Origin of the sequence: Rathayibacter sp. YIM 133350 (assembly GCF_037404875.1) — a bacterium.
GTDB lineage: Bacteria > Actinomycetota > Actinomycetes > Actinomycetales > Microbacteriaceae > Orlajensenia.
Window position 1 is genome coordinate 119450 of record NZ_JBBELO010000027.1, and the last position, 23557, is coordinate 143006.

Sequence of the window (23557 nt, forward strand, 5' to 3'; positions counted from 1 at the left end):
GCGACCTAGGACAGCCGCACCCACATTCGCATCCACATCCGCATCGAAGGAGCCCCCCATGCCCGTCATCGTCACTGCGGTCTTCCATCCTCTCCCCGATCAGCGCGGCAGCTTGGTGTCCGTACTGACGGCGAGCATCCCGGCCGTGCACGCCGAGGACGGCTGCCGCCTCTACGCCATCCACGACGCGGAAGACGGCACCGTCACCATGCTGGAGAAGTGGGATTCGCGCGCCCAACTCGACGCCCACGCAGCCGGGCCCGCCGTGGCGAAGCTCGATGAGGCGGTCCGAAACTTTATCGCCGAGCCGACAACGGTGACGGTGATGACTCCTCTTCCGGCTGGCACTACCGAGCAGGGCGAGCTGTGAGGCACCGGACCATCATCGTGATGGGCGTCTCCGGCGCTGGGAAATCTGCGGTCGGTTCGGCCCTGTCGACTCACCTGGGGCGGCGTTTCGTCGATGCCGACGATCTGCATCCCGCCGCGAACCTCGCCAAGATGGCCCAGGGCCATCCGCTCGACGACGAGGATCGGTGGCCATGGCTGGATGCTGTGGGCGAGGCCGCCGTGGCGGATCGAGAGAGCGTGATCGCCTGTTCCGCACTCCGACGTCGCTATCGTGAACGGCTGCTCGCCGCCGACCCCGACGCAGTGTTCGTTGTACTCGATGTTGCCCGGGAAGATCTGGAGAGCAGGGTGCGAGAGCGCCACCATCAGTTCATGCCGCCCTCCCTGCTGAATTCCCAACTGGCTGCTTTCGAACCGCTCGACAGTGATGAACCGGGATTCGCCATCGCCGTTCGGTCATCCGTGGCCGACGTTGTTGCGGAGATCGCCGCGCGCTTGGCACAGTGAGGCGAAGGCAGGGACGAAGGAGCGACATGGCGATCGGATTTCTCGGCCTCGGCGTCATGGGTGAACCGATGGCGCTCAATCTCGTGGAGTCCGGCGTCGACCTCGTGGTGTGGAACCGCTCGGAACCGGCGCGGCAACGGCTGGCATCCGCCGGGGCGAGCGCTGCGGCATCCGTCGACGAGGTGTTCGAGCGCGCCGAGACGGTGATCGTCATGCTCGCGACCGAGGCGGCGATCGATGAGACGCTCGGTCGGGGCACGGATGCGTTCGGTCGGCGCCTGCACGGCCGCACCCTCGTGAGCATGGGCACCAACTCGCCCGAGTACTCCCGCTCCCTCGAGGGCGAGGTGCTGGCCGTCGGCGGAGCGTACGTCGAGGCGCCGGTTTCAGGATCGCGGACGCCCGCCGAGAAACGGCAGCTCGTAGGGATGCTCGCCGGCGACCCGCACGCCGTCGCCCGGGTGCGCGGCACCGTTGAACTGCTGTGCGCGCAGACCTTCGAGTGCGGCGCGGTGCCGAGCGCCACGCTCATGAAGCTCGCGGCCAACTCGTTCCTCATCAGTCTCGTCACCGGCCTGGCCGAAGCGTTCGCCTTCGCCGAGGCCGCCGGCCTCGACGCCGGCCTGCTCCGCAGCATCCTCGACGGCGGACAGATGGCCTCGCCCGTCTCGGCGGCGAAGACGGCCAAGCTCGTCGGAGGGGACCTCTCGCCGCAGGCGCGCATCCGCGACGTGCTCAAGAACGCGCAACTGGTGTCGGATGCCGCGGCCGCGGCCGGCGTGGCAAGCCCGCTCATCGACGCCAGCCGCGACCTTTACGCGGCGGCGACGGATGCGGGCGACGGCGACCTCGACATGGTCGGAGTCACCGACGCCATCCGTCGGCAGGGGCGCGCCTCGCGGGGATGAGCGCCAAGAGACGGGCTGGCCTCAGCGCGCGACGGGCTGCACGCCTCAATCGGTGAAGTCGAAGGACTTGTAGAACGCCGTGTCCTCGCCCTTGTGCGGATTGGCGACGGTCAACGAGTAGAGCACGTCGTTGTGGAGCGAGATGACGAAGGTGAACTTGACGCCGTCTTTCGTCGCCGCACCCTTCATCGCCTGCTCCCCATCGAGTGTGGTCTCCGACGAATCGGTGAGGGTCGCCCCGGTGTTCGAGACCACTCCGTCGACCGCCGACTGCAGCAGCACGGTCCGGTCGGCGGCGAGCGCCTCGGCCGGCATACCGGAAGACGCACTCGCCGCGAACGTTCTGGCCCCTCGGGTGAGGGTTGCGGATCGAAGCGTGACATCCGAGCCGCCGAGCGACTGGGTCTGCTCGGCCTCGACCGGTTTGCCCGGGAAGCTCACCGAGTAGTGGTCTTCGGCGTCGGTGTAGACGACTGCGGTGCCCGGAGCGATCGACGCGACGAATCCTCGTGGACCGAACGCGGCCGTGAGGAGCAGGTAGACGCCGACAGCCGTCGCCAACGCGACGATGACGCCGATGACGAGCCACAGGATCCAGGCCCGGCGCTTGGTGGGCGTCGTCGGTGACGGATCGGTCGCATCCGCATCGGTCGTCGGCTCCGAGAGCCATGCGGCGTCAACACCGGTGGGGTCGATCTGCTCAGAAGGCCGCTCGATGCTCATGCCGCTCCACTTCTCCCGAGCGCGCTGTGGCTCTCGGGGCGTCAGCCTCGCGTGCCGAGGCGCTGCGGCGAGTATGGCAGTTGCTTGGCGTCGGCTGTGCGCTTGCCGTGATGCGTGTCGCCGTGCAGCTCAGTGGCGGTGATCGGCCGCGATCGCGTCGAAGACCGGCATCTCGAGCTTGCTCATCGTGAGCATCGCGGCGAAGAGGCGCTCCTTGAGGGCCGCATCCGTCGTGTCCATCAACTCCGTGAAGCCGCGGGGAACGAGTTGCCACGAGAGCCCGTACCGATCCGTCAGCCAGCCGCACTGGCTCGGGGTTCCACCGTCGGCGAGCAGCTCGTCCCAGAGCCGGTCGACCTCGGCCTGGTCGTCGACCTCGAGCTTGATCGAGACGACCTCCGTGAGTTTCAGGTCGGGGCCACCGGCGATGAGTTGGAACAGCGTGCCGCCGATCATGAAGTCGACCGCCAAGGGCTGACCTGCGCGCTCCGTGTCGTCGGGGTAGCGACCGATGTTCGTGACGCGCGAGTCGGGAATGAGCGAGGTGTAGAACTCGGCCATCTCATCGATCGGGCCGTCGTAGAGAATGCAGGTCAGAACGGTAGCAGGCATTGCGTGCTCCTTCGCATCGGTGCGTTGAGCGGGTGTCGGTTCCCTTCGAGAGGCTCAGGGAACGAGTTCTCAACTCAGGGAACGGCTTCGGCTCGGGGAACGGTCTATCGACTACTCGACGACCGAGACCTCTTTCCAGAAGGCAACGTAGTTCGCGAAGTCCTTGCCCACTCGCTCGGCGGCACCCGGGTACGGATGCGGGTACGACCACGCGCGGTCCTGCAGCACCCCGTCACCGTCGACCACGTTGAAGTACTGGCACTCGCCCTTCCAGGGGCAGGTGTACGGCGTGGGGCTGGCCTTCAGCTTCGCCTCATCGACGCTCGACGGCGGGAAGTACCAGTTGCCCTCGATCTGAATGAGGTCGCCCTTATCGGCCTCAGCGATGACGGTTCCGTTGACCACAGCCTTCATGGCGCACATCCTCTCGATGCAGTCGTCGTGTTCTCACTGCAGTCTGCATCCGGAAGGCCCAACATCCAAGGGGTTGCACACGCCGCTCTCCGCAGAGCACGCGACGGGGCGCCGCACAGCATCCGTCGCCGGCCGGCGTCCGCCGACCCGTCACTCGCGTGTGCGACCGCTGAGGCGCAGTTCCTCGAGGTCGAGCTGCGACTGCACCCGCCGCAGCACGTCGTCGTCGATGCGCTTCTCGTCACGCAGGCCGACGAGCGCCGCCCGCTTGCGCTCGAGCGCGGCAAGCCGCAGGCGCGTGTACTGCTCCTTCAGGCGCGCCGCATCCTCATCCGGATCATCGGGCTGTGCGGCTTCGAGCACGCTCGCGTGCTGCTCGGCCTCGGCGAGAACCCTGTCCCGAACCTCGTCGTCGACCTGCAGCTCGCTCGCCAGCTCGGGAATGGCCTCGATGGATGCGCGAGTCGCCTCCAGCTCGGCCAGGTGCTGCTCCTCGTCGACGCCGTCGTCGGCGGGCAGCCGCGCCCAGCGGATGAGCAGCGGCAGCAACGGACCCTGCACGGCGAGCGTCAGCACGACGACGATGGCGGTGACGAACACGACGAGATCGCGGTCGGCGAAGTGCTCTCCGGATGCGGTGACCGCCGGAACCGCCAGCACGGCGGCGAGCGAAACGGCTCCACGGAACCCGGCGAACGAGGTCAGCACGAGTGCGCGCGGGGAGGAGCGCAGCGTGCGCTGGTACGGCCGTCGGTCCAGGGTGCGGATGAGCACCGTCGTGACCAGAACGAACGCAGCGCGGATGACGATGAGGGCGATCCACACCGCCACGCCGAAAATCAGCCCGATGCCCCACTGGGCGGGCGGCAGCTCCCGCAGAACGACCTGCAGTTCCAGCCCGATCAGCACGAAGAGAGCGGCGTTCAGAACGTAGGTCGTCACCGTCCAGAAGGACTGGGCGACGTCGCGCGCCTCGGGGCGCGCCACTCTCGGAGCGATCCGGCTGAGCACCAGGCCGCACACGACGACCGCGAGCACACCCGAGGATCCGACCACCTCCGCGATGAGGAAGGCGATGAAGGGGGTCACGATCAGGCCCACGTTGCTCGGCAGCGGCATCCGGATGCGGAACGTGAGCGAGCCGAGCCATCCGATCGCCACGCCGATCGCGATGCCGCCGACGTACGAGAGCACCAAGGTCCAGGTGATGGAAAGCGCGGTGACATCGTGGTTGCCGACGGCGACCGAGACGGCGAGCGCGTAGATGACGAGCGCCGTGCCGTCGTTTATGAGGCTCTCCGCGCGCAGCACGGTGCGCTGGCGCCGCGGAAGCGAGCCGGCGAGCTCGCCGACGGCCGTCGCATCCGTCGGCGCGAGCACGGCGCCGAGCACGAGCGCCACGATCCACGGCAGGCCGAACCAGGTGCCGACCATGGCCACGCCGAAGGCGGTGACGAAGACGAGCAGCGTTCCGTTGAGCAGGATCACGCGGATGAAGCGGCGGATCTCGCGCGTCGCGGTGGTCAGGCTCTCCCAGAACAGCAGCACCGGCAGGAAGAGCAGCAGTACGGTCTCGGGGGGCAGTTCGACATGGCGGAACGCGGGGATGAACCCGAGCAGCACGCCGAGGGGAATGAGCAGAACGGGCGTCGTCACGTGCAGCCGGGTGGCGACCATGCCGCCAGCGAGCACGGCGAGGCCGATGGCGACGATCACCTCGAGTGCGAGCATGCGTCAAGCTTGGCATCCGGATGCCCGTGTCGATGCCCCGATGCGGCCGGCGCCGATGGATGCTAGGGCAGCGGCGTCGCCCGCCGGCGCGAGCATCCGGCTGGTGCCAGTCCGCAGATCCTCCCGGCGACACGCGGCATCCGCCGACTCGCAGCACAAGAAGCCGATGCGCAGGCGGATGCGGGCGGAGCGGCGGGACGCTAGCCCTCGGAGCCCTCCCGGCTGCGGCGGGTCTCCCGATCGTTGGCTCGTTGGATCGCCTCGACGAGCTCGTCCTTCGACATGGTCGAGCGACCCGACACGTCGAGCCGCTTGGCGAGGTCGTACAGGTGCTGCTTGGAGGCGTTCGCGTCGACGCCCCCGGCTGTGTCGCCGCTGCGATCGCTCGCGCCCTTGTCGCTCGGGCCCTTCTGCTCCTTCGCTTCCCAGTGGTCGCCGACCTTCTCGTACTGGTGCTTCAGGGCCGAGAACGCTGTGCGGTGCGCGCGCTCCCCCTCCCCGTAGGTCTCCACGGCGGAGTCGTGCGTCTCGATCCAGATCTCCTGCGCATGCTTCAGCGACCGGGCGATCGTCGAGGGCAGCTCTTCACGTGCGGGCATCATTCCTCCTGACCTCGGATTCCCTCACGCTAACGCGCCGGCCGCGCGTCGGCGAGGGGCTTCCTATCCTGCGATCCACTTGCCATTCTTTGCGGGTTCAGGCGCCTTGGAAGCCGCAAAATGTGGCAAGTCGGCATGTCTCGACCTGCCGCGCCGCGCGAGCGCGCGCCAGACTTGGACTCAGCACAGGGCAGCGACGCCGAGGAGGATGCGGATGACCGACGGCACGGGGCACAAGACCTACGAGCGTGGCCGCTGGCACCACCTCGAGAACCGGTTCACCAGCCTGCTCACCGGAGCCGGCCTCATCCCGAACACGTACCTGCTCACCACGATCGGGCGCAAGAGCGGGGAGCAGCGCCGCAACCCGGTGACGATCGTGCAGGAGGGCGGCCGGCGCTGGCTCGTCTCGCCGTACGGAATCGTGCCGTGGGTGCTCAACGTGCGCGTCAACGACGAGGTGACCCTGCGTCGGCGCGGCCGTGAGAGGCGGTTCCGCGTCGTGCCCGTCTCGGCCGAGGATGCGCGCCCCGTGCTGAAGCGCTACCTCGCGATGTCATCGGTGGTGCGGCCCTACTTCCGCGCCGACCGGCATGCACCCGTCGAGGATTTCGCGGCCGACGCCGCCGACCATCCGGTCTTCGAGCTCCTGCCCGTCGACGACGTGCGTGTTCCCTGATGACCGGCAGCGGCGCACGTACCCTCGAAGCATGACGGATGCGGCGCACGGCGGATTCGATACGCCGCCTCGCCTGCGGAGCGGGCGGCTCCAATGAGGCAGAGCGCTCTGATGCGCACGATGCTGCGCTCACCGATCGGGGCGGAGCGGGCGGCCGACGCCCTGCGCATCCTCGGAGCGCTCAGCATCGTGGTTGCCGGCATCGGCTGGGGGCCGCTCGCCGCCGCGACGGCTGCCCTCGGCTCGTTCGGCACGCTCTTCCCGCGGCTGCTCGGCCTGCGCCCATCGGTCGACATCACGTTCGCGGTGGCGGCGCTCGTGGCGGCCTGGAGCAGTGTTCTCGACATCTACCTGACCGTGCGCTGGTGGGACATCCCCATGCACCTGATCACCAACGGCATGATCGCCGCGCTCGCCTACCTGCTGCTCGTGCGCCTGGGTCTGGTCGCGGATGCCGCGGAGCTCTCCCATCCCGTGGCCTCCGCCGTCGTTCTGACGACCGCCCTCGGCATCGCACTGGGCGTCGTGTGGGAGATCGCCGAATTCCTCGGCCACACCTTCATCGACGCGAACATCTACGTGGGCTACGCCGACACGATCGGCGACCTCGCCGTGGATGCCGCGGGTGCGCTCATCGCCGGGTTCGCGATGCCGTACATCGCAGCGCGCTCACGATTCGCCGTCTCCACGGCATCCGTCACACGCTGAGCCACGCGGCAGCGCGCCGCGCCGCGGCTGCGGGCCGCCGCTGGTACCTCGCGGCGGACTTCGGTGTCAATACGTGAGTCCCTCAACGCAGGATCTTCGACAATAACGGCCCCCGTTCGCGGGATTACGGCTTTCTCATCGCACAGCTATTGCCATCCGCGATCGGCAAGTGAAAGAGTCTCGCTTTATACGCCCACGATAGGAGTGACATGAGACGGTCCCGTGCAATCGCTATGACTTCCGCGCTCGCGATCGGATTGGCGGCTCTGGCCGCGGGCCCGGCTACCGCGGCAACCTCGGGAACGAGCGCTTCCAGCGGTGAGCAGGAGTACGTCGTGCTCTTCGCCGAGGGAACGTCGAAGCTCGCCGCCCAGGCAGCCGTTGCGGCGGCCGGCGGAACCATCGTCACGAACAACTCCGACGTCAGCGTGGCCACCGTGCGCACCTCCGACGCCGACTTCGCCAAGGATGCGGCCAAGCAGGGCGCCATTCAGGGCACGGCCCGCAACCGCGTGATCGCCGACGTTCCGGCCGCACGGTCGGCGAAGGGCGAGACGAAGAAGGTCGATGCTGTCGAGGCGGCGGCTCAGGATGCCGCGGTCGCGACCGCTGCGAAGGCCGCAGCCCCGAAGGGCTCGGCGGCCGCCGAGCCGCTCGCACCGCTGCAGTGGGACATGAAGGCGATCGGCGCGACGGTCGACGGCTCGTACAAGTACGAGAAGGGCAGCAAGAGCGTGCTCGTCGGAGTACTCGACACCGGCATCGACGGGTCGCACCCCGACATCGCACCGAACTTCGACGCGAAGGACAGCCGCAACTTCACCGTCGACATCCCCTACGACGCGAACGGCGACGTGATCGACGGACCCTGTTCGGAAGAGCCCGACCAGTCGTGCAACGACCCCGCCGACGTGGATGAAGACGGCCACGGCACGCACGTCGCCTCGACGATCGGCGCGCCGATCAACGGCATCGGCATCGCAGGCGTCGCACCCAACGTGAAGCTCGTGAACCTGCGAGCCGGTCAGGACTCGGGCTACTTCTTCCTGCAGCCCTCGCTCGACGCGCTCACCTACGCCGGCCGCCTCGGCGTCGACGTCGTGAACATGAGCTACTACGTCGACCCGTGGCTGTTCAACTGCACGAACAACCCCGCGGACTCGCCGGAAGACCAGCAGGAGCAGAAGACGATCATCACGGCGATGCAGCGGGCACTCGACTTCGCCCGGCTTCGCGGCGTGACCCTCGTCTCGGCCGCCGGAAACGGAGCGACCGACTACACCAAGGTGATCAGCGACTCCTCGAGCCCCGACTTCGCCGACGTTCCCGGTGAGGTCGCGCACACCCGCGACCTGCTCGACCCCGCCAGCTGCATCTCGATGCCGTCGGAGGGTCGCGGCGTGATCGCGGTCAGCAGCACGGGGCCCTCGGGTCGCAAGGCGTACTACTCCGACTACGGCAACGGATACGTCGACGTCGCCGCTCCCGGTGGAGACGCCTACGACACACCCGGTGGAACCCTCGACCCGGCCGGTGAGATCCTGGCGGCCTACCCGGCAGCGCTCGCGGCATCCGAAGGCGCCATCGACGAGAACGGCAACGTCGTCGTCCCCTGGGCGGTGAAGAGCTGCGACGCAGCCGGCACCACCTGCGGGTACTACCAGTACCTGCAGGGAACGTCGATGGCATCGCCCCACGCGGCCGGCGTCGCTGCGCTCATCGTGAGCAAGTACGGCATCCCGGACTTCATTCGCGGTGGCAAGTACCTGCCCCCGGCGATCGTGGACTACGTGATTCGCCACACGGCCGTCGACAAGGCGTGCCCGGTTCCGGCGGCGTACACCTACAACTGGATCTCGCCGACGAGCGGACCGCACACCGACACCCACGTCTGCGAGGGAGGAACCACGCAGAACGGCTTCTACGGCGCCGGCATCGTGAACGCACTGAAGGCAGTCGGCCGCTGAGAGGGCTGACGACGTAGACGAGGCGGGTCCGGCGGATGCCGGGCCCGCCTCGTCGTTCAGGTCGGCTCCGCTGACCCCTCGCCCTGTGCGTCTTCGACCCGTTGCTCCTCGAGGCGCACGGAGTCACGGCCCCACCAGGTCGTGATGTCGACGCCGTGGTTCTCGGCATCGGCGAGGGTCCACCACTCGGGCGCTTCGGAGTCGTTCGCGATGCGTCCGCCGGCGGCGAGCGCGGCCTCGATGCGTGCATGCACCTGGTCGTGCGGCACGGCGACGTCGACGTGCATGCGACCGCGGCGCGGCTTGGCGGGGTCCATCTCGTCTTGAAGGAAGAAAGACGAGTTGCGCCGCAGCGGGTCGACGAGGTGGCTCTCGTTCGGGCGCACGTAGCCGAGCACGCTCTGCCAGAACGGCAGCACTTCGGCATCCGGAACGGATGCGATGGCCACCTGAACGACCTGGAGCTCGGACGGGTCGGCGACGAGCCCGAGCTCACGGGCCGCGGCCGAAATGCGTCGCGCGAGCTCGACGTCGCGGGTGCTGAGGTTGCGCACCTCGCGCGTGATGAGCTTCACCGTCACGCCCTCGCGGCGCAGGTCGACGTCGGGATCGTGCTGCCACTCTTCGGCGAGCGCCGCGATCGCCGCGACGAACCGCGCGCCAGTGGCATACGCATCCGCGCGGAAGAACGCGTGCGCACCCCAATAGAGCACCCGCCAGTCGTCGACCCCTTCGGCGTCATGGAACTGCTGCGGCGTGATCTGCTCGATGGCCATGACCCCATGCTGGCCGCGCCCGCCGACACCCGGCAAGGGCGCAGCTGCGGTCAGAGCCAGTGCTTGTACTTGAAAACGCCCCAGAGACCGAAGCCCAGCCCGAGCATGAGCGCAACGGCGAACGGATATCCCCACACCCAGTGCAATTCCGGCATGTGGTCGAAGTTCATGCCGTAGACCGACGCGATGAGGGTGGGCGTGAACAGGATGGCCGCCCAGGAGGAGATCTTCTTCACCTCTTCGCCCTGCTCGATGGTCTCCTTCGCCAGGCGTCGGCTCTCCTCGCCCTGGGCAAGACTCGCGCTCGACATGCGCCGCATGGCATCGTTCTGCTCGAGCGAGACCAGGGTCGAGTGAACGGTGAGGGCGTTCTCGAGCAGGGAGCGGCAGGTCATCACCCGCTCCGTGATGCGCATGACGTGGTCGGCGACATTGCGCAGGCGGTTCTGCACGTCACCATCCGTGCCATAGCGATCGGCCCCGCGCAGCAAACCCTGCACCATGCCGGGGAGGGGGCCGATGGCTCGCTGGAACGAGATGACCTGTTCGATCAGGCGGTAGATGCGTTCCGAGAGAGCCGGGTCGACGCTGTGCCCGCTGAACAGGCTGTCTTCGACCTGGTCGATGTCTTCTTCCAGGCCCGACACCACGGGTGCGTACCCGTCTACGATCTCGTCGAGCAACGCCGTGAGCATCGCCTCCGGTCCGGTGCCGAGAAACTCGGGTTCCGCCTCGAGCGCCGCCCGGATCGCGGCGAGGTCGGGGCGGCTGCCGCGACGCAGGGTGATCACGAAGCGCGGGCCGACGAACAGGTGCATCTCGCCGAACTCGACCCGTTCCGAGGCGTCGTCGTATGAGCCGGGCCTCAACACGACGAAGATCGTGTCGCCGTAGCGTTCGAGCTTCGCCCGCTGGTGACCCTTCCGGGCGTCTTCGATCGCCAAAGGATGCAACCCGAAGAGGGTGGCCGCCCGGTCGAGGGTGGCCGCATCCGGATTCTGGAGACCGATCCATGCGACCGCGTTCACACCAGCTAAGGCGTCGGCCGCCTCGTCGAGGCTGTGCGGGGCCCCGACGAGGCGCCCGTCGACGTAGATGTGACCATCGATCGGCGTCATGCGCTCATCCTCCTCCATAGCGACGGTCGGCGGCGAGGAGTCAGTCGCGGGGCGGATGCCGCAAGACCGGAACTCGGATGGGGCGGGGGCGCGGTCTGCCCCATCCGTCGTCGATCAGCTCGCCTGAACCGGCAGTTGCAGGTAGGAGGCGCGGTCGCCGCCCGTGTGGATCACGTGCTGCCCACTGTTCGCGCCGACATACTCCCGGATCGCGGGCATCAGGGTGCCGAGCAGGTTGCGGGAGCTGACGATGAAGCGCAGCTGCTCGCCGGGCGCGAACTTCAGGCCCACCGGCAACAGGTCGATCTCGATCTCCGCTATCTCTCCGGCCGTGAGCTTCTGCACCCGGTCGAAGGTGTGGGCGGGCACCGCATCCGTCGTCAGCTTCTCGTCGAGATGACGAGCCGAGACACGCAGGCGCCCGTCGGAACCCTTGTACTTCAGGATGGTGGCGCCGTGGTCGGTGAGATCGTGGATCATCGCGCTGTGGTTGGGCGTCGTGAACGCCTCCAGCGGGGTGCCGAACCGGTCGAGCTTCTGGACGAGTACGAACAGGTCCATGTCATCGGACTCACGGGCCTCGACGAAGAGGTGAGCCTTCGGGTAGCCGACCAGCACCGTCTCGGACTCGAACGTCGCGAGAAACGACACGGCGTTCGGGTTGGATGCGACGTCGTACGTCGCCTGCGCGCCGTCGACGGGCGCTTCGGTGCTCAGCGTGCGGGCGCGGCCGTCGAGGTAGAACCTCGTCGGCGTGACATCCGCCGGCGGAAACTGCTCCGCGGGCACGTCGACCTCGTCGCCATCCTGCAGGTCGAGCACCGAGTAGCGCACCCGGGGTGTCCGCTCCCAGTCATTGTCGGCATCCTTCAGGTAACGGTCGAAGAACCGCCGCAGGTCGGCACGGTTGGCCTCGTCGTAGTAGTCGGGCCATTCCTGGCTGTTGTGGATGCGCAGCCACTTCTGCTCGGATGCCATCCGCCGCCAGGCACGGAAGGTGCCCGCCGTGTGCAGCGTGTTCGAGTAGCTGGCCACCACGTAGGCGGGCACGGTGATGTTCTCGAACGCCGGTATCTTGTTCTCCCACAGGTCGTTGACCAGAGGGTAAGCCTCGACCTCCGCAAGGATGTCCTCCTTGCGGTTCCTGCCGAAGAAGCTGCCCTCCTGCAGTTGACGGGCGAAGCCGGTGTCGGGCATTCCGCCGCGCATCACGAGGTCGCGGTAGACGTCGCTGACACCCTCCCACGGGTTGATGGCCGCCAGGTGCGGCGGCTGCTCGGCCGCCGCGAACCACTGGGATACGGCGAGGTAGCTCGTGCCGCTCATTCCCACCTTGCCGTTGCACCATTCCTGTTCGGCCAGCCACTCGATGATGTCGTAGGCGTCGCGCCCGTCCTGTCGGTCCCACAGCACGCTGTCGCCCTCTGAATCGACGATTCCGCGGCCATCCGGGTTGCAGATCGCGTAGCCCTGAGCCACCCAGTAGGCAGGATCCGGGCCCTCGAACTTCTCCATCCCCGAGACGATGTCGTTCGACAGGCCGACCAGGCCGAAGACGCCCATCACGCTCACCGACGTGCTCTGGCCCTTTCCATAGGGGCTGTACGCCATGATGACCGGCACTCTTTCTTCTCCGGCGGGGCGGAAGATGTCGACGTGGATGGTGACGCCATCGCGCAGCTGCACCGCGACATCCTTCTCGAGCACGATGTCGACCGGCAGCGGGAGGAACGGCCGCGCGATCTGAAAGCCAGCCTCCAGCGTGCGCGTGCCCGGATCGAACGCGGTCAAGGCACCGGTCCGTCCGGGAGGCAGTGCGCTGGATGGCGTGTAGATCTTCAGGTCTTCGCTCATGGTGAGCTCCTTCGCGTTCCGTAGGCAGACCGGCGTTCCGTCGGCCCTCTGTTCCGAGGCGGGATGCCGGCCTTGACCGTTCCCGTCACAGCCGATCATACAGAATGATCATTCCGTTTGACCCCGAGTTCGCTGCGAGCAGTCCCACGACTCCGACGCTGCCTGCGAACGCCTCCATTGCTCGAGCCCACGCGCTCACCGGTGACTACGCTTTGAGCATGCCCCGCCTCACCGACGCGTCTCGCAAGCAACGGCGCGAGGCGATCGCAGCAGCCGCCATGCGGTGCTTCGCACGCGACGGTTTCGCGAACACGTCGATGGCCGACATCATCAGCGAGACCGGCTCCTCTGCAGGGTCGGTCTACTCCAACTTCGCGAACAAGGCTGAACTCGTACGTTTCGCCGCATCCGGCGCACTGGACTCCATGGTGGCGGCCGTGAGCGAGGCGCTGCCCGAAAAGCGCACGCCCGCCACCGTGCTCTCCGGCTTGCTCCGGTCCAACTCCGACCGCGCGCACGCGCGAACCCTGTTGCAGATCTGGGCCGAGATGCCCCGCGATCCCGCGCTGGAGGAGATCGCCGGGCAGAGCCTTCTCGAGTTGAGGGAACTGGTGCGCACGGCACTGCGATCGTGGTCGCAGCATCCGTCGCGCTCCGGTGCGGCGGACCTGGAGACGATCACGGATGCGGTCCTCACCGCCACTCAGGGTTATCTCGTCAGGATCAGCATCGACAATGATGTGGATCCCACGGTGCTGGCCGACGGGGCCGTCGCCGTGTTCGAGCGGTTCTGAGCCGGCGGGACCAGCGGCCCCCGAATTCCTGCCCGCTCCGCCGATTTCTGCAGGAGGAGCGGCACGGCGAGGCCGTATGGCGCTCGCCGTGCCGCTCGTCCTGCATCCGAAGCGGCCAAGCCGCCGTCAGCCGGCGAGCAACTCCAGGGTGTCGACGACGCGGTTCGAGAATCCCCACTCGTTGTCGTACCAGGCGACGACCTTCACGTGGGAGCCGTGCACCCGAGTGAGGGCGGCGTCGAAGATGGCGGAGGCCGGCTCGCCGGTGATGTCGCTCGAGACGATCGGGTCTTCGGCGTAGTCGAGGATGCCCGCGAGCGGTCCGGCGGCGGCGGTGCGGTAGGCATCCAGAACCTGCTCGAGGCTCACCTCACGTGCCACGGTGGTGTTGAGCTCGACGAGCGAGCCGACCGGAACAGGCACGCGGATGGAGTCACCCGAGAGCTTGCCGTCGAGCCGGGGAAGCACGAGGCCGATCGCCTTAGCCGCACCCGTAGTCGTCGGCGCGATGTTGACGGCGGCGGCGCGGGCGCGGCGCAGGTCGCGGTGCGGCCCGTCCTGCAGGTTCTGCTCCTGCGTGTAGGCGTGAACTGTAGTCATGAAGCCGTGCTCGATGCCCGCGAGGTCGTCGAGAACGGATGCGAGCGGCGCGAGCGCGTTGGTCGTGCACGAGGCGTTGGAGACGATCCGATGGTTCGCGGGGTCGTAGGCGTCGGTGTTGACGCCGTAGGCGAGGGTCACGTCGGCGCCCTCTGACGGAGCGCTGATGAGCACGCGGGAGGCGCCGGCGTCGAGGTGGCCGCGGGCCGCATCCGCCGCGGTGAAGCGACCGGTGGACTCGAGCACGAGGTCCACACCGAGTTCGCGCCATGGCAGGTTCGCCGGTTCGCGTTCGGCGAGCACCCGGATGCGGCGACCGTCGACCACGAGCGTGTCGCCGTCGACCTCGACGCTGCGGCCGAGCCGGCCGAGCGAGCTGTCGTACTTCAGCAGGTGGGCGAGGGTGGCGGGTTCGGTGAGGTCGTTGATGGCGACGACCTCGAGCGCGGAGTCGCGCTCGATCAGGGCGCGCAGCACGTTGCGGCCGATGCGGCCGAATCCGTTGACGGCGATGCGAGTCATGGTGTCCTTTCGGTTGACCTCTCCATGCTCGGCGTCGGCCCGCTGCCTGCCCAGTGGCGAGAGTGCCAGCGTGCGCAAGCATCTCGCCGTGACGGATGCCACGCGCCGCAAGGATCGCGCCTGGCTCGGGCTCCCGCCCGCCTCACGCCGCCCCCCGCACCGGCCCGCACCCTCCTCTGAACCATTTCGTCGCCGTTGATCCGTTCCTGGCGGCTCAGCGGCGAGCAAATGGTTCAACGGGTGAGAGGGATGCGGGCCCGGCCGCCGCCTCCCGGTCGCCCGTCGGCCGCACGCCGCCACGCACTATGGACAGCGGCGCGGCTCTGTGGGAGCGTGGCCCCGATGACCGATCCGATGATCGACCCAGCGAAGGGCAAGCCACGGCCATACGGCGTCATGGCCGGCCTCGGCTACCCGATCGCGCTCGCCTGGTTCGCCGTCTGGTTCTCGCTGCTCACCTCCTCGGACGCTGCCCTGTGGCGCACCTGGTCGACGTTCGCCACGGCGATCGGCTTCTTGATCTACGCGATCGTGAACACCGTCAAGGCCGTACGCACGCCGCCGTCGGGCGGCTGAGCGGCGGGATCCGCGGGGGGGCGGGAGTGGAGCAGGAGTCGCCTGCGCCCATACGACGCGTCAACGGCTACGCCGAGAAGGTGCGCCGGTAGTCCGTCGGGGAGCTTCCGAGGATGCGCTGGAAGTGCAGGCGCAGGTTGGCGCCCGTGCCGAGGCCCACACGGTGGGCGACGGCTTCCACGCCGAGGTCGGTGCTCTCGAGCAGCTCGCGAGCGAGGTCGACGCGGGCCCGGAGTATCCACTGCATCGGCGTGTAGCCGGTGTCTTCGACGAAACGCCGCGAGAAGGTGCGCGGTGATACGGCGGCGTGCCGGGCGAGGGCGTCGATGGTGAGCGGGTCTTCGAGTCGACCAAGCGCCCATTGGCGCGTGCCGGCGAACAGCTCGCCGAGGGGCTCGGGCACACTGCGGGGTACGAACTGCGCCTGGCCGCCGCTGCGATACGGCGCTGCGACGAGCCGACGCGCCACGCGGTTCGAGAGCGCGACGCCGTGGTCTCGTCGCACGAGGTGCAGGCAGAGGTCGATGCCCGATGCGGCTCCGGCCGACGTGAGCACGCTCCCTTCGTCGACGAAGAGCACGTTCTCATCCACGCGAACGAGCGGATGCTTGGCGCCGAGCTGCCGGGTGTAGTGCCAATGCGTCGTGGCCCGCTTGCCGTCGAGCAGTCCGGTTGCGGCGAGCGCGAAGGCACCCGTCGAGATGGCGGCGAGCCGAGTGCCGCGTGCCTGAGCGGCGCGTAGGGCATTGATGACGGCATCCGGCGGGTCTTCGCGTGCGGGTTCCCGGTAGCCGGGAATGAAGATGGTGTCGGCGTGCTCGAACGCCTCGAGGCCCTCGGCCACGTGGTACGAGAGGCCATCGCCGCCGGTGACGAGGCCGGGTGCGGCGCCGCAGACGCTGACTTCGTAGGGCATGCTCTCGCGCTTGGTGAACACCTGGGCCGGGATGCCGACGTCGAGCGGCTTCGCCCCCTCGAGCACGAGCACGACGACGCGATGGTTGTTCGATGCCATGGTTTCCTCCCTCCGTTCACAGGGTCGCGGACTCTGCCGACTCGCGCCATTGGCAAGAATGCCATCTCTCGCAAGAAAACGGCCATTGTGCTCGGCGACGGATGTGGCTGCCGTGCTAGCGAGGCAACTCACGGCGCTTCAACAAGCTCAGCGAACAGTGGTTGAGTCCGCTGGGCAGTGTCCGTTCCCTGAGCCTGTCGAAGGGAACCCAGCCCACTCACCACGCTTCGACAAGCTCAGCGAACAGCGGCCGCTCCCTGAGCCTGTCGAAGGGAACCCAGCCCGCTCCCGGCGCTTCGACAAGCTCAGCGAACAATGAGCGCGGCGATCTCAGTCGGAGTGCGAGAGCAGCCACTCGTCGGCGAGACGCTTCGGCGCGATGGTGAGCCACGCATCCGTCACCACCTCGGTCAGCCGGCGGTGCGAGATGCGCTCGAGCCACACGAGAATCGACGCGAAGCCGTCGAAGTGCGGCGTCGTGAAGAACACCGTGGGGTCTTCCTCGACAAGTGCGAACTTCGTCGCCTCGTCTTCGACGCGCGCGCCCACCACCGGCTCACGCTGCTCGTCGAGCCGCAGTGCGGCGAGGTCGTTCTTGCGCAGCGGCCGCTCCCACACGAATCCCTTGTCGTGAACACGCCAATGGGCGGCGCCCCAGCTCGTCTTCTCCGTCGTATCGGGGAATTCCAGCGCCAGGCGCCGCACCTCATCCCAGTCCGCCATGGCCGTCACGATACGCCGAAGCGGGCGGCCGAGCATCCGTCGCCGCCCTCGGCGTGCGATCAGGCACAGACGCTACGCTGGATGCGTGATCACTTCGCATTCGTTCGTCGCCCGGTCGGGGCGTGGGGAGGTCGTCGGCGCATCTTCCGCCGGCGTCAGATAACGGCCGCTTCCCCTCCGTCTCACCCGACGGTGAGAAGCGGCGCCGCTGAGCAGTGAGGTCGAGGATCGACCCTGCTTGCCGTGCCGTCCGAACGACCTACTGCCCCGGCATCCACTCGGGGCCGACGACGATTGGCGAATCACATGTTCTCCCTGAACGAATCAACCCTGCGCGCCTCGCTCGTGAATGCGACGCGCAAAGAGGTCAGCGACCTCACTCTGCCCACCGGCTTCGACCAGCTCGACTGGGACAAGCTCGACTACCTCGGATGGCGCGACCCCAAGCTTCCGAAGCGCGCCTACGCGGTCATTCCCTTCGAGGGCGAGCCGGTCGGCATCCTGCTGAAGCAGGCCGAGGCCACACCGCGCAAGCGCGCCCAGTGCTCCTGGTGCCAAGACGTCACCCTGCCCAACGAGGTGGTCTTCTACAGTGCCCGCCGCGTCGGTCCGGGCGGCCGCAACGGCGACACGGTCGGCATCCTCGTCTGCGCCGATTTTCAGTGCTCAGTCAACGTGCGCAAGCGGCCGCCGATGGCCTACATCGGATTCGACGTGGAGGCCGCGCGCCTCGAGCGCATCGCGAGCCTGCAGGAACGCGTCGCCGGCTTCGCGGACGTGGTGCTGAACGACCGCTGAGCGGCTCGCCGCGGCGGCTGCCGCATCCGTTGCCGCGGTCGTCGCCGCACCGGCCGCGCCCGTCGCCGCACCTGCCTGTTGCGCCAGCTCTTCGGCCGTTGCGCCAGAAGATCTGGCGCAACGGCCGTGAAGGTGGCGCAACCGCGAGCAGGAGCGGCCGGGCACGTGGCGCAACGGCGGGCGTAGGAGCGGCCCGCCACGCGGGCGGAGCGCGCCGTGTCAACCACCACGACCGTGTTGGATGCGGCCCCTACGCTGAACCCATGACGGATGGTCCACTCATCGGTGCGGTGACGGCACCAGACCTGCACGTCATGACGTACAACATCCGGCGACGCATTCCCCATGTGCGTCGGGGCAATCCCGATCGCTGGCCGACCCGGAAGTGGTTGCTCGAGCTCGTGCTGCGGGCAGAGCAGCCGACGTTGCTCGCGGTGCAGGAGGCCCTCGCCGACCAGGTCGACTTTCTCTCCCAGGCGCTCGGGCCGCACTATCGACGTCTCGGCAACGGCCGCAACGCCAACGGCCGCGGCGAACGCACGTTGCTGTTCTACGACAGCCGCCGCCTCGAACTGATCGACTGGCGCCAGCGCGCTCTCTCGGCGACCCCGGATGTGCCGGGATCGAGATCGTGGGGCAACTTCGTTCCACGAGTGGTGGTCTCCGCCCAATTCCGCGACGTGGCGACGCAGTCGCGACTGTTCGCCTTCGCCACCCACTTCGACCACATCTCCCGCAAGGCCCGGCTCGAGTCCGCGAGGATGATCCGCGCCCTCGCAGCCGCCGACCACGCAGCCGATCCCGACGCGACCATCGTCGTGATGGGCGACGTGAACGCCGACGTGACCTCGCCGGTCTATCGAGAACTCACCGCTGATGGCGTTCTGCGCGACACCTGGGAAGCCGGCGCCGAAAGGCTCACTCCCCAGTGGGGCACCTTCTCGAACTACCGTCGCCGGCGGGTGGGCGGCAAGCGCATCGACCTCATCCTCGTCGGTCCCGGGGTTCAGGTGCTGCGCACCGGCATCAACGCCGTCCGCTTCGACGGAGCTGCGGCATCCGATCACGAACCCGTGCAGGCTGTGGTGCGCGCCGCACGCTCACCCGACCTGCGGCCTCCGCTCGCGGCCTCGTCGAAGAAGGCAGCCGCGAACCCCTGAGTCAGCGCCGCGCGAGCCCTGCACCCCGCACGAAGTCGCGGAGCGCCGGGGCGACGCGAGCGGCCTGTTCGTAACCGGCGATCGCCGAGGCGCGGCGGGCAGCGGGATCGAGCGAGTTGCGTCCCAGAGCCCTCCTCGCCGTCCGATCCGGAGAGACCGACAGGCTGCGCGGGCGCGGTTCGAGTCCGCTCAGCTGCGCCCGCACCGAGGTGCCGCGTCCGATGCCGCCGGCGATCGGCGCGAGCACGACGACCGGGTCGCATCCCGCCGCCAGCTGCACGTTCGCGACGAACGGCAGGCCGCCGTCGATGTAGTGCCGCCCCTGGATCTCGATGGGCGGCCACACGAGCGGAACGGCGCAACTGGCCGCGACCGCGTCGACGAGGGGAACGCCGTCGGCGGCGGTGAACACGCGCAGCCGACCGGTCTCGACCTCGACGGCGGGAATGCGCAGGTCACTGTCGGGCCACTCGTTCACGGGCACGCGCTGACGGATCACGTCTCGCCGGGCCGTCGCCTGCTCGGGTGTGGAGCGCGCAAGGCTCGCCGCACCCAGCGTGCGCAGCGCGCGCTCACGATCGCGGGCGAAGGCGAGCGTGGAGACGAGGCGGAAGATGCCGGCCGCACCGAGCGACGCCGCCCTCTCGGTCACCGCTCCGTCGCGCTGAGCCGCGAACAGCTGCTCGAGCGAGGTTCCGGATGCGAGCTGCGCGGCGACTGTGGACCCCGCCGACGTACCGACGAGCCGCCCCGCGGTGCGCAGGTTGACGCCGAGCTGCTCGAGACCGTAGAGCATCCCGGTCTCCCAGGCGATTCCCGTGACCCCGCCGCCACCGAGTACGAGTGCACTCGTCATGGAATCCTCCTCATCGGATGTCGCCCGCCCGTTCCTCGTCGTGGAACGGGCGGGCGTGTGCCACGCGGCCGCGATGGCAAGCGGGCCGCATCCTGTCAGCCCGCTACGTGGCCGGTCTTCGTGTCGGCCGGGAAGGTGCGCACGAGCTTGCGGTTGGTGAACTCGAACATGCCGAGGTGCGAGAGTTCGCGGCCGAAGCCCGAGCGCTTCACCCCGCCGAAAGGCAGGTCGGCCTGCGAGGAGGTGGGGTGGTTAATCCACACCATGCCGCTCTCGACCCGGTCGGCCACGCGTCGGGCGCGCTCGGGGTCGCTGCTGAACACCGCGCCGCCGAGGCCGAAGGTGGTGCCATTGGCGAGCTCGACCGCCTCGTCGTCGCTCGAGACCCGGTAGACCACTGCGACCGGGCCGAACAGCTCCTCGCTGAACGCTCGCATGTCGGGCGTGACATCGGTCACGACGGTCGCCTCGACGAACGCGCCCTGCCGGTCGACCCGGGCGCCGCCCGTCACGACCGTGGCGCCCTTCTCGACGGCATCCTGCACCTGGGCGATGAGATCGGCGGCGGCGCGCTCGGAGGAGACCGGCCCCAGAGTCGTCGCCGGGTCTGCGGGATCGCCGGGCTGCAGCGCCGCGAAGGCCTGACCGAACTTCTCGACGAAGGCGTCGTAGACCTCGTCCATCACGATGAAGCGCTTGGCCGCCACACAGCTCTGCCCGGTGTTGCCCATGCGGCCCGCGACCGCAGCGCCGACGACGTGGTCGATATCGGGCGCATCGAGCACGATGAACGGGTCGCTGCCGCCGAGTTCGAGCACGCACTTCTTGAGGTTGCGGCCCGCGATCTCGCCGACGGATGCGCCGGCGCGCTCGCTCCCCGTCAACGACGCACCCTGCACGGCGGGGTGCGCGATCACGGTCTCCACGTCGGGGATGCGCAGGAAGACGTTGGTGTAGACGCCCTCGGGAGCACCGGCATCCGTGAAGAGCTGCTCGAGCGCGAGAGCGGACTGCGGGCAGATCTCGGCGTGCTTCAGCAGGATGGTGTTGCCCACGACGAGGTTCGGGCCGGCGAAGCGCACGACCTGGTAGAGGGGGAAGTTCCATGGCTCGACGCCCAGCAGCACGCCGAGCGGTGCGTTGACGACCTCGGCGGATCCCTCGTCGACGCTCAGCTGCTCGGGCTTGAGGAATTCGGCCCCGCGATCGCCGTAGTACTGCAGGATGCTCGCGGCCAGTCGCACCTCGAAGTGGCTCTCGTTGATGAGCTTGCCCATCTCGAGGGTGATGAGCGCGGCGAGCTCGTCGGCCCGCTCGAGCATGAGATCGCCCGCTCGGCGCACCACCGCTGCTCGCTTCTCGACGGCGACCTCTCGCCAGGCGCGGAAGGCGGCATCCGCCCGTTCGATGACCGGAACGACCTGGTCGCTCTCGAGAAAGGGGAACTCCTTCTCGGTTTCGCCGGTGTACGGATTGATGGTCGCGAAGGGGCGGCTGCCCGAATCGCTCGCGGTCTTCGTAGGGGTATCCATCGTTGTGGTCATGAGGTGCGTGCTTCCCGACAGTCGCGGCCGGATCGGGGTGGTTCGGCCTGGCGCGGCCATGCTACGCGCGCACCCTTGCGGGACCACGGGGGTTGCGGCTGCGGGGTTCCGTGATACGCGGGGTGCTTGGCGAGAGCGATCCGGTGCGCGGTGATGACGGGGTTCGCGGTTGGCGTCGGCAGGCGACGGATGCCGTCGACGCGGCGCCCTCGACGCACCGGCTCTGCGCCAGTAGCGTTACGCCCATGACGTCGCCCGCCTCGGCAGCGTTCACCTCGTTGCATCCCTCGTCGCCCGCCTCTGGGGGAGCCGCCCCGCGACATCCGTTGGCCTGGCGGCCCGTCGGAATGGCGATGGCCGCCCTCGCCCTGCTGCTTGCAGCGACGAGCCAGGGCTACGGCTATCACCGCGACGAACTGTACTTCCGCATGCTCGATCCGGCGTGGGGGTACGTCGACCAGCCTCCCCTCACGCCGCTTCTGGCGCATGCACTCGCATCCGTCGTCGACGAGCCGTGGTTCCTGCGGGTGCCCGCGATGCTCTCGGCGGTCGCGACCGTGCTCGTTGCGGCCCTTCTCACCCGCGAGGCCGGAGGGGCACGACGCGCGCAATCGCTCAGCGCGTGGGCCGCTGCCGCCGCCGCCTTCCCGATGGTGCTCGGGCACGTGCTGCTCACCGCATCCCTCGACCTCGTCGCATGGCCGCTGGTGTGCCTGTTCGCCATCCGGGCCCTGCTGCGACCGGATGCGCGCGCGTGGCTCTGGGTCGGTCTCGTGGCGGGCGTCGCGAGCTACAACCGGCTGCTCATCGCCGTTCTGCTCATCGGAGTGGGCCTGGGCCTGCTTGCCGTCGGGCCGTGGCGAACACTGCGTTCGCCTTGGCTGTGGGCGGGCGTGGTGCTGACGGGAGTGATCGCTCTGCCGAACGTGCTCTATCAGGCCACGCACGCATGGCCGCAGTTCGCGATGGGTGCTGCACTCGCGGCCGACAACGGCGGCGAGACGCGGGTGCTCATGTGGCCTCTGCTGTTGACCCTGGCCGGACCCCTGCTCGTGCCCATCTGGGTGGCCGGAATCGTGAGTCTGCTACGCCGACCGCCGTGGCGCAGCATCCGGTTGCTGCTGGTGGGGTTCGCGGTGGTGCTCGTGTTCACCTTCGTCGGCAGTGCCCAGTTCTACTATCCGCTCGGCATGGTGAGTGTGCTCCTGGCCCTCGGATGCGTTCCCACCGCCGACTGGATGCGCACGAGGGGCCGGCGCTGGCTCGTGTGGATCGCGGTCGCGCTCAACGGCGTGGTGTCGGCGCTGATCGCGCTGCCGCTCGTTCCCGTCGCCGCAGTCGGCGCCACACCGATCCCGTCGATCAACCAGGCGACGGCCGACAGCGTGGGCTGGCCGGAATACGTTCGACAGGTCGCGGCGGTCACTCCTGCCGGGGTGCCGGTCATCACCTCGAACTACGGTGAGGCCGGCGCGATCGCGCGCTTCGGACCGGCGCTGGGGTTGCGCGCGGTCTACAGCGACCACAACGAGCTCTGGTACCACGGGCATCCGCCGGATACGGCGGACTCCGCGGTGTTCGTCGGGTATCGCGCGGAGCCGCTCGAGTCGCTGTTCGCGTCGTGCACGGTGCGTGCTCGACTCGACAACGGCGTGGGCGTCGATAACGAGGAGCAGCACCTGCCCGTCACGGTCTGCACCGGACGGCGGGTGGCGTGGGCGGATGCGTGGCCACGTTTCGCGCATCTGGACTGAGAGGCTGTGTGCGGCAGTGCTGCAAGGTCCCTGCGAAAGCCCGGTCCCTGGCAAGGTCTCTGCAAAAGTCCGGTCCTGAGGCAAGGTCCCTGCGAGAGCTCGGTCCCTGAGCTTGTCGAAGGGCCGCCCAGCGCTCAGTGCGCTCCCTTCGACAGGCTCAGGGAACACTGCGGCAAGGTCCCTGCGAAAGGCCCGGTCCTGAGGCAAGGTCCCTGCGAGAGCCCGGTCCCTGAGCTTGTCGAAGGGCCGCCCAGCGCTCAGTGCGCTC

Annotated in this window: 24 protein-coding genes; 11 read left to right on the forward strand and 13 right to left on the reverse strand. The window is 68.5% G+C overall.

What is annotated here, in order from left to right; all coding sequences use genetic code 11:
• Window positions 1-58 precede the first annotated feature (58 nt).
• The 3 genes from WDJ51_RS08740 to WDJ51_RS08750 are packed head-to-tail and all read left to right on the forward strand — an operon-like array spanning window position 59 to window position 1766.
• Window positions 59-370 (forward strand): putative quinol monooxygenase, encoded by a 312-nt coding sequence (locus WDJ51_RS08740; RefSeq protein ID WP_337852063.1) that lies wholly within the window; start codon window positions 59-61, stop codon window positions 368-370.
• A complete protein-coding gene (locus tag WDJ51_RS08745; RefSeq protein ID WP_337852064.1) occupies window positions 367-858 on the forward strand; it encodes a gluconokinase in 492 nt (163 codons plus the stop codon). Before WDJ51_RS08740 ends, WDJ51_RS08745 begins: the two co-directional genes overlap by 4 nt.
• Window positions 855-1766, forward strand: coding sequence for an NAD(P)-dependent oxidoreductase (locus WDJ51_RS08750; protein WP_337852065.1), 912 nt, complete (start codon window positions 855-857; stop codon window positions 1764-1766). The genes WDJ51_RS08745 and WDJ51_RS08750 overlap by 4 nt, the downstream gene beginning before the upstream one ends.
• A 45-nt stretch (window positions 1767-1811) precedes the next feature.
• Here WDJ51_RS08750 and WDJ51_RS08755 read toward each other — a convergent pair whose 3' ends face one another.
• From WDJ51_RS08755 to WDJ51_RS08775, 5 genes are all read right to left on the reverse strand, one after another.
• Complete coding sequence (locus WDJ51_RS08755) at window positions 1812-2489, reverse strand: hypothetical protein (protein WP_337852066.1); 678 nt, start codon at window positions 2487-2489, stop codon at window positions 1812-1814.
• A 129-nt stretch (window positions 2490-2618) separates the two neighbouring features.
• A complete protein-coding gene (locus WDJ51_RS08760) occupies window positions 2619-3101 on the reverse strand; it encodes a VOC family protein (RefSeq protein WP_337852067.1) in 483 nt (160 codons plus the stop codon).
• A 111-nt stretch (window positions 3102-3212) separates the two neighbouring features.
• The gene (locus tag WDJ51_RS08765; protein ID WP_337852068.1) at window positions 3213-3515 is read right to left on the reverse strand and encodes a DUF427 domain-containing protein; all 303 of its coding nucleotides are present in this window, start codon (window positions 3513-3515) and stop codon (window positions 3213-3215) included.
• Between the two features lie 150 nt (window positions 3516-3665).
• Window positions 3666-5246, reverse strand: a complete 1581-nt coding sequence (locus tag WDJ51_RS08770; protein ID WP_337852069.1) for a Na+/H+ antiporter — start codon at window positions 5244-5246, stop codon at window positions 3666-3668.
• Between the two features lie 200 nt (window positions 5247-5446).
• Complete coding sequence (locus tag WDJ51_RS08775; protein WP_337852070.1) at window positions 5447-5845, reverse strand: ChaB family protein; 399 nt, start codon at window positions 5843-5845, stop codon at window positions 5447-5449.
• Window positions 5846-6059: 214 nt separating this feature from the next.
• Here WDJ51_RS08775 and WDJ51_RS08780 point away from each other — a divergent pair, with 214 nt between their 5' ends.
• The 3 genes from WDJ51_RS08780 to WDJ51_RS08790 all read left to right on the forward strand — a co-directional run bounded on the left by WDJ51_RS08780 (window position 6060) and on the right by WDJ51_RS08790 (window position 9199).
• Entirely contained in the window at window positions 6060-6524 is a 465-nt protein-coding gene (locus WDJ51_RS08780; RefSeq protein ID WP_337852071.1) for a nitroreductase family deazaflavin-dependent oxidoreductase, read from the forward strand.
• Window positions 6525-6617: 93 nt separating this feature from the next.
• Window positions 6618-7232, forward strand: a complete 615-nt coding sequence (locus WDJ51_RS08785; protein WP_337852072.1) for a hypothetical protein — start codon at window positions 6618-6620, stop codon at window positions 7230-7232.
• A gap of 233 nt (window positions 7233-7465) precedes the next feature.
• Window positions 7466-9199 (forward strand): S8 family serine peptidase, encoded by a 1734-nt coding sequence (locus WDJ51_RS08790; RefSeq protein WP_337852073.1) that lies wholly within the window; start codon window positions 7466-7468, stop codon window positions 9197-9199.
• Window positions 9200-9255: 56 nt separating this feature from the next.
• Here WDJ51_RS08790 and WDJ51_RS08795 read toward each other — a convergent pair whose 3' ends face one another.
• The 3 genes from WDJ51_RS08795 to WDJ51_RS08805 all read right to left on the reverse strand — a co-directional run bounded on the left by WDJ51_RS08795 (window position 9256) and on the right by WDJ51_RS08805 (window position 12947).
• Window positions 9256-9975 carry a 4a-hydroxytetrahydrobiopterin dehydratase gene (locus WDJ51_RS08795; RefSeq protein WP_337852074.1) on the reverse strand — a complete coding sequence of 240 codons (720 nt, stop codon included), beginning with the start codon at window positions 9973-9975 and terminating at the stop codon, window positions 9256-9258.
• A 50-nt stretch (window positions 9976-10025) separates the two neighbouring features.
• Window positions 10026-11093: a magnesium and cobalt transport protein CorA gene (locus WDJ51_RS08800; protein WP_337852075.1), complete on the reverse strand. Its 1068-nt coding sequence runs from the start codon at window positions 11091-11093 to the stop codon at window positions 10026-10028.
• Window positions 11094-11207: 114 nt separating this feature from the next.
• On the reverse strand, window positions 11208-12947 hold the full coding sequence (locus WDJ51_RS08805; protein WP_337852076.1) for a CocE/NonD family hydrolase: 1740 nt from the start codon (window positions 12945-12947) through the stop codon (window positions 11208-11210).
• Between the two features lie 218 nt (window positions 12948-13165).
• On the opposite strand from WDJ51_RS08805, the gene WDJ51_RS08810 reads away from it, so the two are divergent.
• Complete coding sequence (locus WDJ51_RS08810) at window positions 13166-13741, forward strand: TetR/AcrR family transcriptional regulator (protein WP_337852077.1); 576 nt, start codon at window positions 13166-13168, stop codon at window positions 13739-13741.
• A 126-nt stretch (window positions 13742-13867) separates the two neighbouring features.
• Here WDJ51_RS08810 and gap read toward each other — a convergent pair whose 3' ends face one another.
• On the reverse strand, window positions 13868-14863 hold the full coding sequence (gene gap, locus WDJ51_RS08815; RefSeq protein WP_337852078.1) for a type I glyceraldehyde-3-phosphate dehydrogenase: 996 nt from the start codon (window positions 14861-14863) through the stop codon (window positions 13868-13870).
• A gap of 342 nt (window positions 14864-15205) precedes the next feature.
• Here gap and WDJ51_RS08820 point away from each other — a divergent pair, with 342 nt between their 5' ends.
• Complete coding sequence (locus WDJ51_RS08820; protein ID WP_337852079.1) at window positions 15206-15439, forward strand: hypothetical protein; 234 nt, start codon at window positions 15206-15208, stop codon at window positions 15437-15439.
• A 67-nt stretch (window positions 15440-15506) separates the two neighbouring features.
• Here WDJ51_RS08820 and WDJ51_RS08825 read toward each other — a convergent pair whose 3' ends face one another.
• Window positions 15507-16454 (reverse strand): GlxA family transcriptional regulator, encoded by a 948-nt coding sequence (locus tag WDJ51_RS08825; RefSeq protein ID WP_337852080.1) that lies wholly within the window; start codon window positions 16452-16454, stop codon window positions 15507-15509.
• Window positions 16455-16784: 330 nt separating this feature from the next.
• Window positions 16785-17177, reverse strand: a complete 393-nt coding sequence (locus WDJ51_RS08830) for an MmcQ/YjbR family DNA-binding protein (protein ID WP_337852081.1) — start codon at window positions 17175-17177, stop codon at window positions 16785-16787.
• Window positions 17178-17483: 306 nt separating this feature from the next.
• Between WDJ51_RS08830 and WDJ51_RS08835 the strand changes: the two genes are divergently transcribed.
• Window positions 17484-17975 carry an FBP domain-containing protein gene (locus WDJ51_RS08835; protein ID WP_337852082.1) on the forward strand — a complete coding sequence of 164 codons (492 nt, stop codon included), beginning with the start codon at window positions 17484-17486 and terminating at the stop codon, window positions 17973-17975.
• Between the two features lie 263 nt (window positions 17976-18238).
• Window positions 18239-19135 (forward strand): endonuclease/exonuclease/phosphatase family protein, encoded by an 897-nt coding sequence (locus tag WDJ51_RS08840; RefSeq protein ID WP_337852083.1) that lies wholly within the window; start codon window positions 18239-18241, stop codon window positions 19133-19135.
• Window position 19136: 1 nt separating this feature from the next.
• Here WDJ51_RS08840 and WDJ51_RS08845 read toward each other — a convergent pair whose 3' ends face one another.
• Both WDJ51_RS08845 and WDJ51_RS08850 read right to left on the reverse strand, forming a co-directional pair.
• On the reverse strand, window positions 19137-19991 hold the full coding sequence (locus tag WDJ51_RS08845; RefSeq protein ID WP_337852084.1) for a patatin-like phospholipase family protein: 855 nt from the start codon (window positions 19989-19991) through the stop codon (window positions 19137-19139).
• A 95-nt stretch (window positions 19992-20086) separates the two neighbouring features.
• On the reverse strand, window positions 20087-21535 hold the full coding sequence (locus tag WDJ51_RS08850) for an NAD-dependent succinate-semialdehyde dehydrogenase (RefSeq protein ID WP_337852085.1): 1449 nt from the start codon (window positions 21533-21535) through the stop codon (window positions 20087-20089).
• 245 nt (window positions 21536-21780) lie between these two features.
• Between WDJ51_RS08850 and WDJ51_RS08855 the strand changes: the two genes are divergently transcribed.
• Window positions 21781-23289, forward strand: a complete 1509-nt coding sequence (locus WDJ51_RS08855) for a glycosyltransferase family 39 protein (protein WP_337852086.1) — start codon at window positions 21781-21783, stop codon at window positions 23287-23289.
• Window positions 23290-23557: the final 268 nt, after the last annotated feature.

What these genes read in the sequence shown, in the direction of transcription:
- WDJ51_RS08740 (WP_337852063.1), top strand. Translation starts at nt 59, where the DNA reads ATGCCCGTCATCGTCACTGCGGTCTTCCATCCTCTCCCCGATCAGCGC.
- WDJ51_RS08755 (WP_337852066.1), bottom strand. Translation starts at nt 2,489, where the DNA reads ATGAGCATCGAGCGGCCTTCTGAGCAGATCGACCCCACCGGTGTTGAC.
- WDJ51_RS08760 (WP_337852067.1), bottom strand. Translation starts at nt 3,101, where the DNA reads ATGCCTGCTACCGTTCTGACCTGCATTCTCTACGACGGCCCGATCGAT.
- WDJ51_RS08765 (WP_337852068.1), bottom strand. Translation starts at nt 3,515, where the DNA reads ATGAAGGCTGTGGTCAACGGAACCGTCATCGCTGAGGCCGATAAGGGC.
- WDJ51_RS08770 (WP_337852069.1), bottom strand. Translation starts at nt 5,246, where the DNA reads ATGCTCGCACTCGAGGTGATCGTCGCCATCGGCCTCGCCGTGCTCGCT.
- WDJ51_RS08775 (WP_337852070.1), bottom strand. Translation starts at nt 5,845, where the DNA reads ATGCCCGCACGTGAAGAGCTGCCCTCGACGATCGCCCGGTCGCTGAAG.
- WDJ51_RS08780 (WP_337852071.1), top strand. Translation starts at nt 6,060, where the DNA reads ATGACCGACGGCACGGGGCACAAGACCTACGAGCGTGGCCGCTGGCAC.
- WDJ51_RS08785 (WP_337852072.1), top strand. Translation starts at nt 6,618, where the DNA reads ATGAGGCAGAGCGCTCTGATGCGCACGATGCTGCGCTCACCGATCGGG.
- WDJ51_RS08790 (WP_337852073.1), top strand. Translation starts at nt 7,466, where the DNA reads ATGACTTCCGCGCTCGCGATCGGATTGGCGGCTCTGGCCGCGGGCCCG.
- WDJ51_RS08795 (WP_337852074.1), bottom strand. Translation starts at nt 9,975, where the DNA reads ATGGCCATCGAGCAGATCACGCCGCAGCAGTTCCATGACGCCGAAGGG.
- WDJ51_RS08800 (WP_337852075.1), bottom strand. Translation starts at nt 11,093, where the DNA reads ATGACGCCGATCGATGGTCACATCTACGTCGACGGGCGCCTCGTCGGG.
- WDJ51_RS08805 (WP_337852076.1), bottom strand. Translation starts at nt 12,947, where the DNA reads ATGAGCGAAGACCTGAAGATCTACACGCCATCCAGCGCACTGCCTCCC.
- WDJ51_RS08810 (WP_337852077.1), top strand. Translation starts at nt 13,166, where the DNA reads ATGCCCCGCCTCACCGACGCGTCTCGCAAGCAACGGCGCGAGGCGATC.
- gap (WP_337852078.1), bottom strand. Translation starts at nt 14,863, where the DNA reads ATGACTCGCATCGCCGTCAACGGATTCGGCCGCATCGGCCGCAACGTG.
- WDJ51_RS08820 (WP_337852079.1), top strand. Translation starts at nt 15,206, where the DNA reads ATGACCGATCCGATGATCGACCCAGCGAAGGGCAAGCCACGGCCATAC.
- WDJ51_RS08825 (WP_337852080.1), bottom strand. Translation starts at nt 16,454, where the DNA reads ATGGCATCGAACAACCATCGCGTCGTCGTGCTCGTGCTCGAGGGGGCG.
- WDJ51_RS08830 (WP_337852081.1), bottom strand. Translation starts at nt 17,177, where the DNA reads ATGGCGGACTGGGATGAGGTGCGGCGCCTGGCGCTGGAATTCCCCGAT.
- WDJ51_RS08835 (WP_337852082.1), top strand. Translation starts at nt 17,484, where the DNA reads ATGTTCTCCCTGAACGAATCAACCCTGCGCGCCTCGCTCGTGAATGCG.
- WDJ51_RS08840 (WP_337852083.1), top strand. Translation starts at nt 18,239, where the DNA reads ATGACGGATGGTCCACTCATCGGTGCGGTGACGGCACCAGACCTGCAC.
- WDJ51_RS08845 (WP_337852084.1), bottom strand. Translation starts at nt 19,991, where the DNA reads ATGACGAGTGCACTCGTACTCGGTGGCGGCGGGGTCACGGGAATCGCC.
- WDJ51_RS08850 (WP_337852085.1), bottom strand. Translation starts at nt 21,535, where the DNA reads ATGACCACAACGATGGATACCCCTACGAAGACCGCGAGCGATTCGGGC.
- WDJ51_RS08855 (WP_337852086.1), top strand. Translation starts at nt 21,781, where the DNA reads ATGACGTCGCCCGCCTCGGCAGCGTTCACCTCGTTGCATCCCTCGTCG.